This window comes from Halopseudomonas xinjiangensis (assembly GCF_900104945.1).
Lineage (GTDB): Bacteria > Pseudomonadota > Gammaproteobacteria > Pseudomonadales > Pseudomonadaceae > Halopseudomonas > Halopseudomonas xinjiangensis.
The window spans coordinates 764,967-781,198 of sequence record NZ_LT629736.1 but is presented as its reverse complement, the minus strand read 5'-3'; the positions used below and the strand labels follow the sequence as shown (position 1 = coordinate 781,198).

The 16,232-nt window shown below is 56.5% G+C and carries 14 protein-coding genes; all 14 read left to right on the top strand.

Annotated features, from left to right (window positions below; all coding sequences use genetic code 11):
• Positions 1–174: 174 nt before the first annotated feature.
• The 14 genes from BLT85_RS03555 to BLT85_RS03490 all read left to right on the top strand — a co-directional run bounded on the left by BLT85_RS03555 (position 175) and on the right by BLT85_RS03490 (position 16,204).
• Positions 175–615, top strand: coding sequence for an arsenate reductase/protein-tyrosine-phosphatase family protein (locus BLT85_RS03555; RefSeq protein WP_093391857.1), 441 nt, complete (start codon positions 175–177; stop codon positions 613–615).
• A 604-nt stretch (positions 616–1,219) separates the two neighbouring features.
• Positions 1,220–3,436 carry a polysaccharide biosynthesis tyrosine autokinase gene (locus tag BLT85_RS03550; RefSeq protein WP_093391856.1) on the top strand — a complete coding sequence of 739 codons (2,217 nt, stop codon included), beginning with the start codon at positions 1,220–1,222 and terminating at the stop codon, positions 3,434–3,436.
• Positions 3,437–3,486: 50 nt separating this feature from the next.
• On the top strand, positions 3,487–4,836 hold the full coding sequence (locus tag BLT85_RS03545) for a lipopolysaccharide biosynthesis protein (RefSeq protein WP_093391855.1): 1,350 nt from the start codon (positions 3,487–3,489) through the stop codon (positions 4,834–4,836).
• A gap of 225 nt (positions 4,837–5,061) precedes the next feature.
• Positions 5,062–6,159, top strand: a complete 1,098-nt coding sequence (locus BLT85_RS03540) for a polysaccharide pyruvyl transferase family protein (RefSeq protein ID WP_157718113.1) — start codon at positions 5,062–5,064, stop codon at positions 6,157–6,159.
• A gap of 15 nt (positions 6,160–6,174) precedes the next feature.
• A complete protein-coding gene (locus tag BLT85_RS03535; RefSeq protein WP_093391853.1) occupies positions 6,175–7,467 on the top strand; it encodes an O-antigen ligase family protein in 1,293 nt (430 codons plus the stop codon).
• Positions 7,397–8,152: a WecB/TagA/CpsF family glycosyltransferase gene (locus BLT85_RS03530; RefSeq protein ID WP_093391852.1), complete on the top strand. Its 756-nt coding sequence runs from the start codon at positions 7,397–7,399 to the stop codon at positions 8,150–8,152. The genes BLT85_RS03535 and BLT85_RS03530 overlap by 71 nt, the downstream gene beginning before the upstream one ends.
• Positions 8,143–9,006, top strand: coding sequence for a glycosyltransferase family 2 protein (locus BLT85_RS03525; protein ID WP_093391851.1), 864 nt, complete (start codon positions 8,143–8,145; stop codon positions 9,004–9,006). Before BLT85_RS03530 ends, BLT85_RS03525 begins: the two co-directional genes overlap by 10 nt.
• On the top strand, positions 9,003–10,346 hold the full coding sequence (locus BLT85_RS03520; RefSeq protein ID WP_093391850.1) for a UDP-glucose dehydrogenase family protein: 1,344 nt from the start codon (positions 9,003–9,005) through the stop codon (positions 10,344–10,346). The genes BLT85_RS03525 and BLT85_RS03520 overlap by 4 nt, the downstream gene beginning before the upstream one ends.
• Positions 10,347–10,391: 45 nt before the next feature.
• Entirely contained in the window at positions 10,392–11,807 is a 1,416-nt protein-coding gene (locus BLT85_RS03515; RefSeq protein WP_093391849.1) for an undecaprenyl-phosphate glucose phosphotransferase, read from the top strand.
• 40 nt (positions 11,808–11,847) lie between these two features.
• Positions 11,848–12,867, top strand: a complete 1,020-nt coding sequence (gene galE, locus BLT85_RS03510) for a UDP-glucose 4-epimerase GalE (protein WP_093391848.1) — start codon at positions 11,848–11,850, stop codon at positions 12,865–12,867.
• A gap of 228 nt (positions 12,868–13,095) precedes the next feature.
• On the top strand, positions 13,096–13,428 hold the full coding sequence (locus BLT85_RS03505; RefSeq protein ID WP_093391847.1) for a hypothetical protein: 333 nt from the start codon (positions 13,096–13,098) through the stop codon (positions 13,426–13,428).
• Positions 13,429–13,530: 102 nt separating this feature from the next.
• Positions 13,531–14,646: a polysaccharide biosynthesis/export family protein gene (locus BLT85_RS03500; RefSeq protein WP_093391846.1), complete on the top strand. Its 1,116-nt coding sequence runs from the start codon at positions 13,531–13,533 to the stop codon at positions 14,644–14,646.
• A gap of 11 nt (positions 14,647–14,657) precedes the next feature.
• Positions 14,658–15,317 (top strand): YjbF family lipoprotein, encoded by a 660-nt coding sequence (locus BLT85_RS03495; RefSeq protein WP_093391845.1) that lies wholly within the window; start codon positions 14,658–14,660, stop codon positions 15,315–15,317.
• Entirely contained in the window at positions 15,314–16,204 is an 891-nt protein-coding gene (locus BLT85_RS03490; RefSeq protein ID WP_093391844.1) for a capsule biosynthesis GfcC family protein, read from the top strand. The genes BLT85_RS03495 and BLT85_RS03490 overlap by 4 nt, the downstream gene beginning before the upstream one ends.
• The last annotated feature ends 28 nt before the right edge of the window (positions 16,205–16,232 follow it).

Sequence of the window (16,232 nt, the reverse complement as noted above, 5' to 3'; positions counted from 1 at the left end):
CGTATATGAATCGTGCTTGCCAGAGGCCCGGACGAACGGCTCGCATCCGTCAAGCCGCTGACTCGCGACCCGCGTCGCCTCTGTCACCGTCAATTACCCAGCCTTGACCCCACACCCCGCGCCGCCATACAGTTCCACCTTCGTGGCCACCGCGCCGGAAATTAAGAAAGCCAAATGTTCAAATCGATACTGATCGTATGTGTAGGGAATATATGTCGTAGCCCTACTGCCGAAGCGCTGCTCAAACACAAGCTCGACGGCTACGACATCAAGGTCACCTCAGCGGGCCTTGGCGCCCTGGTCGGCAAAGGGGTCGACGCCACCGCCGCCGCCGTCATGGCTGAGCACGACATCAGCCTGCATGATCACCAGGCGCGCCAATTGACGCGGCAGATGGTTCTTGACGCTGATCTGATCCTCACGATGGAAACCCGCCACATCAAGGCGATCTGCGAGCTGACACCAGAAGCGCGCGGCAAAACGTTCCTGTTCGGCCGCTGGCTCAATGGCTGTGAAACGCCAGACCCCTATCGCCAGCAGCGCGACGCTTTCGTCCATGTGTACCAGATCCTCGACAAGGCCGCGAACGCCTGGCTGCCCTACCTCAAACGCTGACGCCTCGCTGTAACGTTCACGCACCAATATGGCGCTTGCTGCTCATGGTGAGCGCGGGTGCCGCCGGTCGCCTTTCGCTTGGATAACCCGGAATTTGCGCTTACCTTTCCCGCGCTGTTGCGGATAGAATAAGCGCCAGTATTAAGCCATCACCGTGGCATGGCTCGTGCATAGCACGAAGCCACAACCGATGGCGTGACAATTCGAATACATGGAAGTCTTCAGGAAGAAACTGTAAATCCTGTGGCGGTAGCATTGTCCAACGGAAGGTAACCCTCCGGCCCTAGGCCGTATCCCCCCCGATTGGCAACCAGCGGAACCCGGTTGCAAAAAACCGATTCAGCCCGAAACCCGCCCAAGATGCGCACTGATTTCCGTAGGAACTCAGCGCCGGCTGCTGCGTGCGCCTAGCACATGGCCAGCATCAGCCGATATAGCTCTCAAGCTGGCGCCTGAGAGCGTTTTGTGGCAACGGTGCGCCCCTATCGAACGAATAGATGGAAGGCGACCAAGCGATACGACCCTCCCCCACCAGGAAGGTTCAAAACTTTTTTTGTTTCAGGCTCGGCCAACGAGCTAATGCTTACATCCGCCAAGGTTTCACATGCAAACGAACCAGACCCAAACCCAGGACGATAACGAAATCGACCTGCTTGCCCTGCTCGGCGCCCTGCTCGACGGCAAATGGATCATCCTGGGCTTTACCTTTCTGTTCGCCATCGCCGGCATCGCCTACGCGCTGCTGGCCACGCCGATCTACCAGGCCAGCGCCCTGATCCAGATCGAGGAGAAAACCGGCAGCAGCCTGAGCGGATTGAGCGAACTGACCGACATGTTCGGCTCCACTTCCAAGGCAGTGACCGAGATCGAGCTGCTCAAGTCGCGCGCCGTTATCGGCCAGGCGGTGCACAACCTCAAGCTGGACATCATCGCCGAGCCCAGGCACTTTCCCGCCATCGGCGCATGGGCGGCACGCCGGTTCGAACCCGAATCCCTTGGGGACGTGGCCCAGCCACTGTTCGGCCTCAGCAGCTACGCCTGGGGCGGTGAAATCATCGACGTGTTCCAGCTGGACGTACCGCCGCGCTACCTAGGCGAACCACTGACCCTGACCGCGATCGACCACGCCAGCTTCGAAATTGCCGATGAAGACGGCAACCTACTGGCAGAAGGCAGCGTAGGCCAGCAGATCGACCAAGACGGCTTCAAGGTACAGATCGCTCAACTGGTAGCACACCCGGGCACTCAGTTCGAAGTCACCCGTCAACGGCGCCTGAACACCATCCTGCAGTACCAGGAAGAACTCGGTGCCAGCGAGCGCGGTAAGGACAGCGGCATCATCGCCCTGAGCCTGAAGCACGAAGATCCGGACTACGCTACCCGCGTGCTTGATGAAGTCAGCCGTCTGTATGTGCGTCAGAACGTCGAGCGCAACTCCGCCGAAGCCGCACAGAGCCTGGAATTCCTCCGCCAGCAACTGCCACAGGTGCGCACCGAGCTGGAGCGCTACGAGCAGGCGCTGAACGAATACCAGACCAGCAACAAGTCGGTAAACATCACCATCGAAACTCAGGCGGTACTGGACCAGCTCGTCGAGCTGGATACGCTGATCAGCGAACAGAACCTCAAGCGCGCCGAACTGGAGCGCCGCTTCACCCGCGAGCACCCCACCTACCAGGCACTGATCGAACAGACCACTCAGCTGCAGCGCCAACGCAGCGAACTGGCTGACAAGATCGAAAACCTCCCGCAAACCCAACAGGAGCTGCTGCGCCTGACGCGCGACGTGACCGTCACCACCGAGGTGTACACCGCCATGCTCAACAGCGCGCAGGAGCTGGATGTGTTGCGCGCAGGGACAGTGGGCAACGTGCGTGTAGTCGACGACGCGGACGTGAATCTTGAAGAACCCGTAGCCCCGAAAAAGCCAATGATTGCCGCAATAGCAGTTCTGCTGGGCGGCTTCGTTGGGGTTGCATTGGTGTTGCTTCGCAATGCGCTCAACCGGGGCGTAGAAGACCCAGACGTCATCGAACAGCTTGGCCTACCCGTTTATGCTGCCATCCCCTTCAGCAAGGATCAGGAAGTGCTGGAAAAGCGCGCCCGCGATCGCAACGACAAGGGCCCCAGCTCGCTCCTGCTAGCCGTAAATAACCCGGCCGACCTGTCCATCGAATCTCTGCGCAGCCTGCGTACCAGCCTGCACTTCGCACGGCTGGAAGCCAAAAACAACATCCTGATGATTTCCGGCCCCAGTCCTTCTGTAGGCAAGTCGTTCGTATCCGCCAACCTCGCCGTCATCATGGCTCAGGCGGGCCAGAAAGTGCTGCTGATCGACGCAGACATGCGCAAGGGCTATATCAACAAGCTGTTCCGTATTCAGCCAATCAATGGGCTGTCTGAACTGTTAGCCGCACAGCTCACCAGCGAAAAAGCAATTCGCCAAACTGAAATCGAGAATCTGCACTTCGTGCCACGGGGCCAGGTTCCGCCGAACCCGTCAGAACTACTGATGCATCCGAACTTCACAGCGTTCATGGAAAACGTGAGCAGCCAATACGACCTGGTGATCATCGACACCCCGCCGATCCTCGCCGTAACCGATGCGGCAATTGTAGGCCGCGGCGCTGGAACCAGCCTGGTAGTGACTCGGTTCGGTGTGAACGGGGCGAAAGAGATCGAAGTAATGAAGCGTCGGTTCGAGCAAAATGATATTCAGCTCAAAGGCGCTATTTTCAACGCCGTACTCAAGAAAGCGGGCGCTTACAGTTACGCCAACTACGGCTATTACAACTACGTGTACAGTTCTGACAAATCGTAACGCTACGTTTCAGCGGCGAACGAGCATCCTGCAGGGGTCAGAAGACTAATATGCTGAAAATTACTCGGACGAACCTGGGTCAAATGGCAGCAGCTTTCGCTATAAAAATCGCTGCAGGCGCCACCTCCTACATACTTTTTGTTGGCTTAGCACGTTACCTGGGCCCAGGTTTGTTCGGGACATTCAGCGTGTTATTCAGCATTGCTATGGTAGCTGGTCTGGCTGGGTCGTTCGGCCAGCAGGTGTTCATAGTGAAAGAGACCGCCGTCGCTCGCAGAGGCGCTAATGTGGAGTATGAGAAAGGTATCTACCTGTTTTCCGCAATTGTTACGCTCACGGTCGGCAGCGCTTTCGCTCTCGCCGCAGGAATAGCCGCCGCCGCTCATGTCGATCTACCATTGAAAACGGTAGATCTCGTGTTGCTTTCGAGTCTGTCCTTTCTGTATGCCGTCACTCAATCGACGATCGGTGCATTGCGGGCGCAGGACAAAGTACTTTACGCGATTTTCTCCCGCGATGTTCTTTGGCGCCTTTTGGCCGGAGGCGCAATCACATACTTACTGCTCTCCGAAGCGGAATCGGAATTAACTATCGCACTAGGCGTTTTAGTCGCGCCGCTTTGCGTCATCGCGCTATCTCACGTTCATATGGTATGGAAAACCGTTCGTGCGTTGAGGAACGGTGTGAAGATCCGGATTAAGCGGTGGCTTGATACGAGTTTTGGCATGAGCATAATCGCCGTTATAGCCGGATCCGACACATACCTTTTTACTGTCATACTCGCGGTGGTCGCCACGGAGACGGAGACCGGCGCGTTCTTTGCGTCGATGCGTACCGTAGACGTCATAAACATGTTCATGATCGCGACTACGCTGATCTCCGCAAACCGATTGTCGAAAGCGATAGCGGGAGGCCAACACCGCGAGTTCCAAGGCATATGCAACTTCTTAATACTGGTACAACTGATCCCGGTTTTAGCCGTCTGCGGCATACTCGCTATTTTTGCAGAGCCTGTCTTGTGTTTATTTAGTAGCGAATATGTTGAGTACGGTCCGATTCTTCGACTGCTAAGCCTAGGAGTAGCGATCAACGCCCTGACCGGTCCAACCGGCCTCGCGATGCAAATAGCTGGCCTGCATTGGTTGCAGGTCTTCTACCAAGGTGGAGCGCTAGCTTTGTGCTTGCTAGCTCTACCTTTAAGCTACACAAACTTTGGGCTTGAAGGAGCAGCGATGTCGTTCATTGTCTCGAAGACTGCTTGGAATGTCCTAGCAGTCTGGACGCTAGCTACACAGAAATCGGTAAACGTTTCAATAGTTGGCCTACTGGGGACATCCGAAATCCCGTCGAAAGATGTTATTAAGGGCTTGAAGTCTCAGATGTCTCAACGAATTCGATAACGACCGCATTGTCGAAAGCAGGCGAGCTGACATTTTCGGCTGATCGTTGCGGAATGCGTCTTATATTTTGAGAGCGGCCGAAGCCCCTGCACCTGTAAGATAGAGTGCATCCTAACTTGCCTGACGTTGCCTGGCTAACGAAGCCAAAAATCAGTGATCCGGAAAAATTAGTCGTACTGACAACCACCAACATCTCAGCGGTAACTAGAAATGATCTTACGTCACATGGAAACAGCGCCTTCAAACCAGCCGACGCCCCCTGTGCGCGAGAAACCTTCTCTTTACTACGTTGCAAACACTCAAAATGAAAACCTCGGCGACATCGTTATAAATCTGCTTCTAATTGAACAGTGCGCCAAATTGTTTAACGTAACGGTAAACGTGAGAAACTGTCCACCGCATTACATTGAGGCCATCCGTAAAACCGAGTGCTTCGTAGTAGACTCCGGACACTTTTCTTTCGTTTCAGCGATGATATACAGAAGCATCCGACGCAATCGCACTTATTTCTTCCAGAAACCCGGGCACTTTTTCGGAGATGAAGAAGGCTTAAAGAAAACACTCGTGCGCACGGTCTCTTTTTTGGGAATGCGGTGTGCAGGCGTTCGAATGGTAAGAGTTGGCGCGTCGATAGGGCCTTTCCGAACCACTGTGGAAACGATGCTAGAGAAGCTCCAAGCATCTTTACATGCTCTCTACACCGTACGAGAAAGTTATTCGATGACATATTGCCGAGCCAAAGGACTGCCCTCAAGCTTTTGCCCGGATATGGCCTTTCTATTGACATCGCGTCAGCCCGGGCTCGCCAGATATGGTTACTGCCTGAGCTTTCGGGATATGCATCTTGAAGGCGAGCATCCCGCCACCGCTCTTAGCGCAATGGAACTGCTCAGCCAGCACAGTCGTTTGGCTGTCGTTACACAGGTAGAAAGAGACCATGCCTTCAACCACGATCTTAGCTCCCGGTGCAATGCGGAGATCCATGTAGGCTTCAACGGGAGCAATGCTGATGAGATATTCGCAATTTATAACGTAAGCACAGTCACGCTGAGCAACAGGCTCCACGTTCTATTGTTCGCAGCGGCGCAGGGGTCAATTCCCGTTCCAGTAATCGATCGAGCCAAGCAAACTAAGATCGCTGGAATATTTGAAGACCTCGGCTTAAGTTATTTGATATTCGATTTAAGCGACGAGAAACCTCTCGATCAGCATCTTGAGGGAATCTCCAACCAGGAGGCCCAAATCAGGTCCGCACTAACTACAGCTTATCAACGAAACTCTCAGCTAATATCAGATGCCCTAGCGTATCTTTCACAAAGCTAACGCGCAGACATATAGATGCTACGAAAGTTTGATCGAGCAATAGCTTCACTTTACCTAGCCGCCTCAATGGGCCTTTTCGCAAATCTGATTTTCGGAAACGAAACCGAAGCTAGAAATGACAACCTTTTTCTCATCTCATGGCTAGTTCTTTATGTCGTGACGATTACCCGCCTGCTGACTCTGAAGCCGACGATCTACCGGGCTGACGCCCTGTGTTTTTACCTGGCGTTGACCCCGATTATCTCATCGCTTTGGAGCGTGGACGTTGGTACATCCCTAAATTATTCGATCGCTTTTTTTTGCAACCTAGCATTCTGCATGTACCTTCGGGCACGCTTTACATTCGCGGAACTCCTGAACATTACACGCAACACAATAGCTATCATGATTGGGTTGAGTCTTATATTCAGCACCTTCGGCTTCGACACGGTTCGCTACGTCGACATCCACCAGCGTGACACGATGCTCGGTACAGATCCAATTCGCGGCTTTTTTAATCATAAAATCACGGCTGGCTTTTACGCTGCTCTCGGCGCGATTCTATCATTGAAAATCGAGCGACAGGCCCTTCGGACGACGGCCGTGGCGTTCCACATTATCTTTGTACTATTGACGGGTTCGTCATCAGCTCTGGCTCTTTGTGCGTTGGGCTTGGCTTCTTACGGATTATTCTTTCGGGCTCGTAAACAACAAATTGGACCCTCAACATTCATCGCATTCGTTTTTATTATCCTATTTTCTTGCGCAGCGGGTTTTGCGTTGCTTTCCGGGCCTATTCTTGAGTTTCTAGGGAGAGATCCCACCTTGACTGGTCGGACGCTCTTATGGGGCGTTGGAACGAAGGCTGCAGAAGAAAATCTTTTATTGGGGTGGGGATATCAAGCGTACTTGAGCTCAGAACATTCCCGCGACCTGCTCCGCTATATACCACAGTTCGCAAACTACGACGTTCCGCACTTTCATAACTCGTACATTCAGGTGCTGGTCGACCTGGGCGGGCTAACCCTAGCCATTTTGGCTCTCACCACGCTCTTTACTCTAAGAAAGCTTTACGGATTTGCAAAAACAAGCGCCTCGGACACTATTCCGGCGCTCGCCGTGTTTTTCACCATTTCAATATCAGCGGTCTTCGTATTTTCTATTTACAACCACAATAATTTCTCATCAATATTATTTTTTTCGATTATTTTGTTTAGCTCCAATTCTTTAAAATTTAGGAACCACACCGAGGAAACGCATGGAACGCAAAGTCTCGTCATTACCAGGCCATGTCCCCCCGCCGCTGCGCTTAGCATCAAACCACTCTGAGCTACTTTTTTCAGGACAAGGGAAGCTGATTTCCTTTGTAAATTTCTCGTCGATCGCTCAGGTACTTGGTAACACGGAGTATCTCGAACGTTTTTCGTTCTACTGCGACGGAATCCTTTGTTCAAAGTTTTTTTCTTTTTTTTCCCGCAACCCGATACGCCGCGTAAGCTTTGATTTTTCGTCGATAGCCAGAGACGTTTTTGAGTACGCAAGCAGGAACGGCAAGTCTATATATTTTATTGGCGGCACCGCGGCGGAGGTTGACCGGTTCGTGGCCAAAATTCGCTTGAGATATCCAGATTTAAAAATTTCCGGACATCGAGATGGTTACTGGGACGGGAATTTGTTGTTCGAAGTGTTGGAAAAGACGATTTCTGCATCGCCTGATATCGTCGTCGCCGGCCTTGGGGCAGGTAAGCAGGAGCAGTTTCTTTCCTTGTTGCAAGACCAAGGCTTCTTCGGCACCGGGTTCACCTGCGGCGGATTCATACGGCAAGAGTCTACCTGTGAGAGCGATTATTACCCGAGCATAATAAATCGTCTCAACCTACGCGCTTTTTACCGAATGGTCCGAGAACCGCATACCATCAAGCGCTACCTCACTGATTATCCGTTTAATCTGTTCAAAACCTATCGACTTCTTTCGCGCGGCCGCGTCTCTATAGAGGTGAAAACATGGGAATGATTGCATCGATTATCATCCCGGCAAAGGATCGGCCGGTACAGTTGAACAGAGCAGTACAATCTGTTCTGTTGCAGCCTGGTTCGGACAGAGTCGAAATCATCATCGTCGATGACAACTCGTCGCGCCCGTTGCAATGCGCGCTTCTTCGTCCTCATGATCTGATTATTCGGAATACCGTCACGCGTGGCGCGGCCATTTCCCGAAATATAGGGATTCGAGCGTCGTCGGGTCAATTAATATATTTGCTCGACAGTGACGACCGCTTTCTGGCTCGAAATTTCGAATCAGACTATGTGCAATATTCGCAAAGCCCGCTTCTGCACTACGTCGATATTTTTTGTTCCGGCGCCCGGTACTGTTACCCTTCTTCGTTGACACGCGAGCTTTTTTTTAGCGCCGTATTCAAATCGCATCCGCATATTTGTCAGACCTCTAGTCTGATGTTTACTCGCTGTAACTTACGTTTCTTCGACGAATCGCTACCGAAGCATCAAGACTGGGATTTGGTGCTAACGTATTTGAGCAGCTATAGCCACGCTCAGAAGATCGAAGGTCTGTCGGAATTCGATCGATCGGACCGGTTTTCCTTATCGCGTACTTTTGCTCCTGATCGATCGTCACCTTGGATGGAAAAGCTGCAGCGGTCAGCCGACCTCCGGTGCACCGACGACGAACTCAGATACGCATCATTCATGACACAGGGTGGTAGTACTCGGCACTATCCGTGGGCCACTTGGCTCAGCTCGTCCGCCTCGTACCTCGCGCGCCGCGAGGCGAATCCGCTCACGATAGCTAAAGCGGCGTACCGTCGAGTACGTTTTATCGGCGCAGCCAATAAGGACGTGGTGCAATGAAGATCACCGTTTTTGGGATTGGCTATGTAGGCCTTGTCCAGGCTGCCGTGCTCGCCGATGCGGGCCATCAGGTCTGCTGTGTAGATGTTGACGCAGCAAAGATCGATAACCTCATCAAGGGCATCATCCCTATCTACGAGCCGGGGCTGACCGATCTGGTCGAAAAGAATCATGCGGCTGGTCGGCTTAGCTTCGCCACCGATGCCGCTACCGGCGTCGGCTTTGGCGAGATCCAGTTCATCGCGGTGGGCACTCCGCCCGACGAGGACGGCAGCGCCGACCTGAAATACGTGCTTGCCGTTGCCGAGACCATTGCACGTTATATGGACTCGGGGAAAATCGTCGTGAACAAATCGACCGTTCCGGTCGGGACCGCGGACCGCGTCCACGCTCGAATGGCCGAAGTGCTGGCCGACAGGCGGGTGGACATTGCCTTCGATGTGGCATCGAATCCCGAATTTCTGAAGGAAGGATCGGCGGTCGCCGACTGCGTTCGGCCGGACCGTATCATCATCGGCACCGATAGCGACCACGTCGAGGCGCGCCTGCGCGAGCTGTACGAGCCGTTCAATCGCAACCATGAAAAAGTCATCATCATGGACGTGCGCAGCGCCGAGCTGACCAAGTACGCGGCCAACTGCCTGCTGGCGACCAAGATTTCCTTCATGAACGAAATGGCCAACCTGGCCGAGCGGCTGGGGGCGGATATCGAGGCAGTGCGTCACGGCATAGGCTCCGACCCGCGCATTGGCTATCACTTCATCTATGCCGGTTGCGGGTATGGCGGTTCGTGCTTTCCCAAGGATGTTCAGGCACTGGAGCGAACAGCTCGCCAGGTCGGATACGAGGCGCAGCTGCTCACTGCTGTCGAGGCGGTGAACGAGCGGCAGAAGTCGCGCCTGTTCGAGCAGATCAGCCATCACTTCAATGGTGACGTCACGGGCAAGACCTTTGCCGTCTGGGGCCTGTCCTTCAAACCGAATACTGACGACATGCGCGCCGCTTCCAGCCGCGTGCTGATGGAGCTGCTATGGCAGCACGGCGCGGTGGTGCAGGCGTTCGATCCCGAGGCAATGGAAGAAACCCAACGCATCTATGGTCATCGTAGAGACCTGCGACTCATGGGCACAAAGGAAGCGGCGCTTTCCGGTGCTGATGCGCTCGTGGTGGTCACCGAATGGCGCGATTTCAAGGCTCCGGATTTCGAGTACGTTCGCGCCGCGCTGAGCACCCCCGTCATCTTTGACGGGCGGAACCTGTATGACCCCCAGCGCATGGAAGCTCAGGGCTTCGACTATTACGGCATCGGCCGCGGCAAGTCAGTTCGCCCCGAGTTCTAACCACGGGTATCAACCCTGAACAGCCCGAGGACTGTTTGAACGCTCATGCCTAAATACCAAAAAGGGATTCTCCACTCGCGGGAGTCCATGCTGTCGTTAATGCATCGCTGGCTGGATCTGCTGGTTATCGCTGCGGCGTTTTTTGGGACGCTGCACTGGAACGACACGCCGCTGCAAACGGAATACATTCTGTGCGTAACCGCTAGCCTGTTCCTGTTCTATCTGATCAGTGACTTCAGCCAGCTGTATGGCTCCTGGCGGGGCGAACACAGCCTGCTTGAATTGCGCAAGGTAGCCAGTAGCTGGGCAACGGCGTTTGCCGCGGTGTTCGCGGTGGATTACTTTCTGCTGCCCTCTCGCACCCTGCCCAACACGGATGGCCTGCTATGGTTCGGCCTGGCTCTTGCCGGCCTGGCGTCCCACCGTGTGGTGTTGCGGGTGGTAGTGAGGCGTCTGCGCAGCCGGGGAATCAATACCCGGTCTGTCGCCATTGCCGGTGCTGGCCCGCTGGGCCAGCGTCTGGCCAACACCATCATGAACGCACCCTGGATGGGATTGGACCTCCTCGGCTTCTATGATGACATGTCCGTGGAGCCGGTCTCCCTGGATGGCACCAGCGTTCGCCTGCCGATCAATGGCAACATGGCCAATCTGATTGCCGAGGCGCGTGAGGGGAGAATAGACAAGGTCTACATCACCTTGCCCATGCGCGCGGAGCTGAAGATCAAGTGGCTGGTAGACGCGCTGAGCGACACCACCGCGTCGGTCTACCTGATCCCTGACGTGTTCGTGTTTGATCTGCTGCACGCACGTAGCGAGAGCATCAACGGGTTGCCGAGCATCAGCATTTTCGATACGCCGATGGATGGCGCGAGCCGAGTAATCAAGCGCATGGAAGATATCGTGCTTGCCTCGGTGATCCTGGCGCTGATCTCGGTGCCCATGCTGCTGATCGGGCTCGGCGTGAAGCTGACCTCCCCTGGCCCGGCTCTCTTTCGCCAACAACGCTACGGTATCGATGGCAAGCCGATCTCGGTATGGAAGTTTCGGAGCATGCGTGTAATGGAAAACGGCGCCAATGTCGTGCAGGCTACCCGGGGCGATGCGCGTATCACGCCGTTCGGTGCCTTCCTCCGCCGAACCTCGCTGGATGAGTTGCCGCAATTCATAAACGTTCTGCTGGGCGACATGTCTATCGTTGGTCCGCGCCCGCATGCGGTAGCGCACAACGAGGAATATCGCACCTTGATCAGCGGCTATATGCTGCGTCACAAGGTCAAGCCGGGGATCACCGGTTGGGCGCAGGTCAACGGCTGGCGTGGCGAGACCGATACGCTGGACAAGATGGCCAAGCGCGTCGAGTGCGATCTGGACTACATCCGGCACTGGTCACTGTGGCTGGATCTCAAGATCGTGTTCATGACGGTATTCAAGGGCTTCGTCGACAAGAACGCCTACTGACGCAAAGCGTCATTGCAAACAAACGGATCCAAACGACTACATGAATAAATCAATACTGGTCACCGGGGGCGCCGGCTACATTGGCACCCACACCTGCATCAAGCTGCTCGAGGCCGGTTACCAGGTGGTGGTGATCGACAACCTGAGCAACAGCTCGCCCGAGGCGCTGCGCCGCGTCGAGCAACTGGCCGGTCGGCCGGTGACCTTTGTGCAGGGCGACATCAACGACGCAGCAGTGCTCGACCGTTTGTTCAGCGAACATGTGATCCAGGCGGTGATTCACTTTGCCGGGCTCAAGGCTGTTGGCGAATCCGTTGCGCAGCCGCTGCGCTATTACCACAACAACGTCAGTGGCACCGTGGTGCTGTGCCAGGCCATGCAGCGTGCCGGCGTGAAGAACATGGTATTCAGCTCGTCAGCCACGGTATATGGCGACCCGGTCAGTGTGCCGATTCGCGAGGATTTTCCGCTGTCCGCGACCAATCCTTATGGTCGCTCGAAGCTGATGATCGAGGAGATGCTGGGCGATCTGTACGTGGCCGACAGCGACTGGAACATCGCCCTGCTGCGTTACTTCAATCCGGTTGGGGCGCATGAAAGTGGCTTGATCGGCGAAGACCCTTCCGACATTCCTAATAATCTGATGCCCTACGTCGCCCAGGTGGCAGTCGGCCGTCGCGAACACTTGAACGTGTTCGGCAGCGATTACCCGACGCATGACGGCACGGGCGTGCGCGATTACATCCACGTGGTAGATCTGGCTGCCGGTCACGTCAAGGCGCTGGAATGGGTCGAGCGTAAGCCGGGCATTCAAGCGTTCAATCTGGGCACCGGTGTCGGTTATTCGGTGCTGGATATGGTCAAGGCTTTCGAGAAGGCAGCCGGCAAACCCGTTGCCTACAAGCTGGTGGACCGCAGGCCTGGGGATGTTGCGCTGTGTTATGCCGATGCGTCGCTGGCCGAGCAGGAGCTGGGTTGGCGCGCTGAGCTGGGCGTGGGGGCCATGTGTGCTGATGCGTGGCGCTGGCAGTCGCAGAATCCGCAGGGGTATGGGGATTAACCTATCGCGGCGGGGACGCTGCTCCCACAGGGTTGGTTGATGTAGGAGCGCACCCGGGCGCGAACGAGTCCGTGCATTCTTCTTCGCGCCCAGGTGCGCTCCTACAAATACAACTCATGGTGTCCCGAAAAACAGCGCGGCCTGACAATCTTTTTTTGAAATAGTTCCCAGTTTTTGGTAACTGCGTATAATCGCTCCATCAATATCTGCTCACAAGGAACCGAGTAAATGAAACAGCAATTCCTCGCTTTGATCGCCAGTGGCTTGATCCTTTCCTCCAGTTTTGCTCATGCCGCTGAACAGGCTGTCGCCGCCGAAGGTTCGGCTGGTGCAAGCGGTTCCACTGCAGGCGCTTCGGCAGGCACTGGTGCAGCAGCAGGTACCGGCACTGGCGTTGCTGCTGGTGCAACAGCTGGCGCAGTCGGTGGGCTTAGCGTAGGCGCCATTGCCGTTGGCGCAGCAGTAGCTGGCGCAGCGGCCGCTGCGGCTTCCGCTGGCGGCGGCGGTTCGGGCGGCACCGGCACGACTGGTACCACTGGCACGACCGGCACTACCAACTGATCAGCTGAACCGAGCCACTCGCACGTCGTGTCGAGTGGCTTTTTGCTGCAGTAGCCTTTCTCTATACCCCCACGTTTGCCTCACGATTAAAAGATTCCTGCCATGATTCGTTTCCCGTTCGCCGCGCTGGGCGCGTCCCTGTTGTTGTTACAGGCGTGTGCCTTTGCTCCTGGCATGCATATGCAAAAGAAAAGCCTGATCGATCGCGATGCAGCGGATAACAGCATGGTGGAAATCGTGCAGATCACCCCCAAGGTGATCGCCCAGGAGCAGGCGGTAAATACCCGCATGCACATTCCCCAGGTGCTGCTGGACTACCAGCCGGAGAACTACCGCATCGGCGCCAACGATGCTCTGTTCATCACCGTGTGGGATCACCCCGAGCTGACTGTGCCAGGCGGCCCGCAGCAGCCTGCGGAAGCCAACTCCCGCGTCGTGCGCAGCGACGGCACGCTGTATTACCCGTTTCTTGGCAACGTACAGGTTGAAGGCCTGGAGCTGGAGCAGCTCCGTCAATTGGTCGCCGACCGCCTGGCGCGGGTGATCGAGCAGCCGCAGGTCGATGTGAACGTGATCGGCTTCAACAGCCAGAAGATCGTCGTCAGCGGTGCGTTCAACACCCGTGGCTATCTGCCGATCACTGCCGAACCGCTGACACTGGTGCAGGCGGTGGGTATGGCCGGCATCGATAAGGCCCGTGCGGACCTGTCCAACCTGACCCTGGTGCGCGACGGCGTGACCTACACGCTCGATTACGATCGCCTGACCGACCGCCCGAGTAATATCGGCGAGATTTACCTGCGCTCCGGTGACAAGCTGCACCTGGCGCTGAACGATTCGCGCAAGATTTTCGTGATGGGTGAGGTGCGTACGCCGCGCCCTCTGCCTTACAGCACCAGCCGCATGACACTGAGCGAAGTGCTTGCCACGGTCGGCGGGCCGCTGCAGGAGACTGCCAGCGGCCGCGAAGTGTATGTGATCCGTGGCGTAGAAGACCTCGAAACGCAGAAGGCCACCGTATTCCAGCTCAATGCCAGCTCGCCGACCGCTTTCATCCTCGCCGATCAGTTCGAGATGCAACCGCAGGATGTGGTGTTCGTTGGCCCGGCGGAGATCACCCGCTGGAACCGCTTCATCAGTCAGCTGTTCCCCTCGGCCAACATTTTCCGTACCACCTTGACCATCGACGAAGACCTGCGCGATCGCAGCGCTAACTGAGGAAGGCGTAGGTGAACACCCTGTCGCGCGCAGCTGCATGCTGCGCCGCTTCCCTCTGGCTGGCTGGCTGCAGTTCGCTTGGCACGACGTCCTACGAGACGATTCGCATCGCCGTGCTCGGTCCGCAAGCGCAGATCACCACTGAACACGTCAATCAGCTCACCGTTCCTGCTCTGGTGGCTCGCCTGGGCCAGAGCGAGGCGTTGCTTCTGCTCGCCTCGCGCCAGCAGGCCGTGGCCGAATGGCATGGCGTCGATCAGCATTTGGTCACGTGCAACGGCAAGTTGATGCACAGCGCCGGGCTGCCCGCCGAAGCGGATGTGCTCGTTGCGCTGGCTGAGAATGATCCGTTTCTCGGCGACCTGCGTAATCTAGTTGATGGCCTCATCGTCACACGGCTGGTCGATTACCCGGCACGCTATCTGACCGGCGTTCCACAGCACGCTACCTATTCCCTGGGCCCGAGCGAAACGCTGGAAATCATGGGCCAGCAGGTCGAACTGCAACGGGTAGACGAAGCCGTGAGCATGCCAGCGCTCGGCTTCAAGGCCGACAATCGCTACTGGTATGACCCGGCCGATGGGCGGGTCATAGCCAGCGCTCAGCATGTCGCACCGGGCCTGCCGGAACTGTTTCTGACTGAAGCCATACCCGCTGGGGCACAGCCATGACTCGGCTGCCAGGCATGATCCAGTGGAAGCGGCTGTTCCCGGGACAGCTTCTGTGGGAGCGGCGTTCTTGCCGCGATGAGGGCGGCTCGATGTGCATGGGCGCCACCTCCCCGCGCCGTCTCGCACTAGCCATATCGACCGCCTGCGCCCTGATAGTCACCACACCCAGCCACGCCGCGCTAGTGAGCATCGCCGTTGACGGTGCGGTATTGCGCCCGGGCTCCTACGCCCTGCCCGACGGTGCCCGCCTGCACGATGCTGCGGTGGCCGGGCAGGTACGCGCCGATGCCTGGTTCCTCGGCGCTGCCCTGTTGCGCCGCTCAGCCATCGAGCCGCAGCAAAAGCTGAAGGCTGGAGTGCTCTTCGACTTGCATAGCAATCGGGTGCACTGGCTGGCCGACAACAAGCCGGCCGGTGTCGAGCTGGCTAACCGCTTGCTGGTTGCAGTCCAGCGGATGCCGGTTACCGGACGCGTACTCGCCCAGCTCGATCCGCTGCAGCAGTTGGCATTGAACCGCAACGCGTTGCTCGAGACTGGCGATCGGATTCTGTATCCGCAGAGGGCGAATCAGGTACGAGTGACCGGCGCGGTGCAGGCAGACTGTGTGCTGCCATTTGACCCGGTCTGGCAGCCGGTCGATTACCTGAAGCAGTGTCCGGCCCATGAGCTGGCCGACCCGAGCTTCGTGGATGTGATTCAGCCGGACGGCGTGACCCAGCGTCGCGGCGTAGCGCTGTGGAACCGCGAACCTGCCGCGGTGGCGGTGGGCGCGGTGCTGTATGTACCGGTGAGCGAGCGCCACCTTGCTGGCGAGTCGCCAAGCTTCAATGAGGACTTCGTCTCGCTGCTGGCTACCCAGTATTCGCTCGGGGGTCGCTTTGAATAAGCCTGTGCCGTACCGCCTTGCGCTGCTC